Below are 2,969 nucleotides of genomic sequence, written 5' to 3'. Positions count from 1 at the left end.
GATGGCGGCCAGGACGGCGCAGGCACGGGGACGGGCACGGGCACGGGCACGGGCACGGGCACGGGCGACGGCGCCACGGTGGACGGCCCGGCCGCCGGCGGTGACGGCGCCGACGAGCCCGGCGGCGATGGCCCAGGCGAGAACGGCCCAGGCGCAAACAGCTCGGGCACGAACAGCGACGGCGAGGCGGCCGACGGCGACGCGGCCGACGGCGGCTCGTCCTCGGCGGACCCCGGCTCCGCGGGCGGCTCCACCGGCGTCGGGGCGGCCGTCCGCGACGTCTTGGCGAGCCTCGGCATCGGGGACGGCACCCCGGCGGAACGTGCCGGCGAGGACGCCGGCCGCGGTTCCGGGGGCCTTGACGACGGGAGCGCCGGCACGACCGCCCCCGGCGACGACCCTTTAGGCGCCGCCGACGCGGGCAACGACGGTCAGGACGCGGGCGACGACGGCACCGGCGCCGACGGCGCCGACCCCGAGGGGCCTGCCTCGGCCGACGGCGCCCTCCCCCGGCTCGGCGACGGCCTCATGGAGTGGTTCGGCCGCCTCGGCGGGGCGGGGCTCCCGGCGTTCCTCGTGATCGTGTTCCTCCTGTGGCTCTGGGAGCGGTGGAACCGCTCGGAGAGCAGCTAGGCGGTCCGCCGGGCCGCCTCGACGCCCGGCGTCAGGGCACGATCGAGTCGACGTAACCGCCGTCGACGCGCACGGCCGCGCCCGTCGTCGCCGAGGCGAGCGGCGAGGCGAGGTAGGCCACGAGGTTCGCGATCTCCTCGGGCTCGATGAGCCGCTGCAGCAGCGACTGCGGGCGGTGCGTGCGCATGAACTCCCGCTGCGCCTCGTCCCACGGCAGGTCCGAGTCGACCAGCTCGTAGACGAAGCGCTCGACGCCGCCGGTGTGCGTGGGCCCCGCGATGACGGAGTTGACCGTCACGCCGGTGCCCGCCGCCGCCTTGGCGAACCCGCGGGAGACACCGAGCAGCGCCGTCTTCGAGACGCCGTAGTGGATCATCTCGGCGGGGATGACGATCGCGGAGTCGCTGGCGACGTTCAGCACCCGGCCCCAGCCGCGCGCCGTCATGCCGGGCAGGGTCGAACGGATGAGCCGGACGGCGGCGAGCACGTTCACCTCGAGGTAGCGGCGCCACTCGTCGTCGTCGATCTCGAGCGGCGGCGTGCTGCCGAAGATGCCGAGGTTGTTGACCAGCACGTCGACGTCGCCGACGACCGCCAGCACCTCGGCCGCGCCCGCCGCGGTGCTCACGTCGCCCGCGGCGGCGACCAGGTCACGCCCGGGCGCGCCGGCACGCAGCTCCTCGATCGCGGCCTCGACGCCGCCGGCCTGACGGCCGTTGATCGCGACGCGGGCGCCGCAGTCCGCGAGCGCCGCGGCGATCGCGCGGCCGATGCCCTGCGTCGACCCCGTGACGAGGGCGGTCCGGTCGGTCAGATCGATCTGCATGAGGACTCCTCCGCTGGTGGTGGTCCGGCTGCTGGGCCTCTCAGCCTGGCACGCGACGGGGCCGGTCACCACGCGGGCGACAGGCCCGCGACCGGTGGACGGACCGAAAGCCCGGGGAAAGCGGGTGTGAACGTCTCCGGCGGAATCAGCGGATCGGGTGACGGACCCGGGGCGTCGTGCGCGGCGCGGGTCCGGAGCGTCTACGGTCGTCTCGTCCGACCCGTCCGATCGTCGCGTCTCACACCGCGCGACCTGCCAAGGAGCCGTCATGACGCTGCTCGACCTGGTGCTCCTCCTTGTGCTCTTCGTCGCCCTGATGGCGGGCCTGAGCCGCGGTCTGCTGGCCACGCTCGGCGGCCTGATCGGTCTGGTGGTGGGTGGCATCGCGTCGTTCTGGGCGGTGCCTGCCGTCAACGACCTGCTGCCGACGACGCAGTGGCGCGGGCCGGTGTCGGTCGCCGTCGCCGTGCTGCTCCCGCTGTTCGGCGCCTCGATCGGCGCGGCCATGGGCAGCCGCCTGCGCCAGGGGGTCGACCGCACGGCGCTGCGCCCGCTGGAGCGCCTGCTGGGCGGCGTGGCGAACCTGGGCGTCGTGGCGCTCGCGCTGTCGTTCGTGGGCAACGCGGTGAGCGCGACGGGTGTGCCGGGTGTGGCGCCCGCCGTCTCGTCGTCGGCGGTGCTGCGCACCATCGAGGAGCTGACGCCGCCCGCGGTGGGGCGGCCGCTCGCCCAGGCGCGCGCCTTCGTGCTCGACGACGGTCTGCCACGCCTGAACATCCTCATGACGCCCGGCCAGGCCGCCGAGGTGCCGAGCGTCGACCTCGACGACCCGCAGCTCGAGGCCGCGGCCCGGTCGGTGGCGCGGATCTCCGGCGTCGCCTACGCGTGCGGCACGAGCTCGACGGGGTCGGGGTTCGTGGTGGCGACGGACCGCGTGGTGACGAACGCGCACGTCGTCGCGGGCGTCGACCGCCCGGTCGTCGAGCTGCCCGGCGGCGAGGTGCGCGAGGGCCGCGTGGTCTACTACGACCCGGTGGACGACCTCGCGGTGATCGCCGTGCCGGACCTGACGGCCGAGCCGCTGCCGGTGGTGGCGCCGCTCGCCGTCGGCGACAGCGCCGTCGTGCAGGGGTACCCGTACGGCGGGCCGTTCACGTCGGGCAGCGCGGGGGTGATCCAGGTGGCCCCGACGATGGTGCCGGACTCGTACGGCGGCAGCGCGGCCGAGCGCGAGGTGTACTCGCTCGCGGCCGTGGTGCGTCCGGGCAACTCGGGCGGGCCGGTGCTGACGACCGACGGCGCGGTGGCCGGTGTGGTCTTCGCACGCGACGAGACGAACCCGGACGTCGGCTACGCGATGACGAGCACCGAGCTACGGCCGGTCGCCGAGCAGGCGCCCGCGCTCGCCGCGCCGGTGTCGACGGGCCGCTGCGCGGGCTGAGCCGCAGGGGGTCAGGCGGCCGACCGCTCGGCCCCGGCGTCCAGCAGCGCGCGCAGGCGCTCGGCGTCG

3 protein-coding genes are annotated in these 2,969 nt (G+C 75.9%); 2 read left to right on the top strand and 1 reads right to left on the bottom strand.

Annotated features, from left to right (window positions below; genetic code table 11):
- Nucleotides 1-633 (top strand): hypothetical protein (locus HLB15_RS23095; RefSeq protein WP_212760271.1); only part of this gene is annotated, 633 nt, incomplete at its 5' end.
- Nucleotides 634-664: 31 nt separating this feature from the next.
- On the opposite strand, the gene HLB15_RS23090 is transcribed toward HLB15_RS23095, so the two are convergent.
- Nucleotides 665-1,459: an SDR family NAD(P)-dependent oxidoreductase gene (locus HLB15_RS23090; RefSeq protein ID WP_171109058.1), complete on the bottom strand. Its 795-nt coding sequence runs from the start codon at nucleotides 1,457-1,459 to the stop codon at nucleotides 665-667.
- 268 nt (nucleotides 1,460-1,727) lie between these two features.
- Here HLB15_RS23090 and HLB15_RS23085 point away from each other — a divergent pair, with 268 nt between their 5' ends.
- Nucleotides 1,728-2,900 carry a MarP family serine protease gene (locus tag HLB15_RS23085; RefSeq protein ID WP_171109056.1) on the top strand — a complete coding sequence of 391 codons (1,173 nt, stop codon included), beginning with the start codon at nucleotides 1,728-1,730 and terminating at the stop codon, nucleotides 2,898-2,900.
- Nucleotides 2,901-2,969: the final 69 nt, after the last annotated feature.

The organism is Promicromonospora citrea (genome assembly GCF_013004695.1).
GTDB classification, from domain to species: domain Bacteria; phylum Actinomycetota; class Actinomycetes; order Actinomycetales; family Cellulomonadaceae; genus Promicromonospora; species Promicromonospora citrea.
This window is presented reverse-complemented; position numbering and strand designations above follow the sequence as displayed.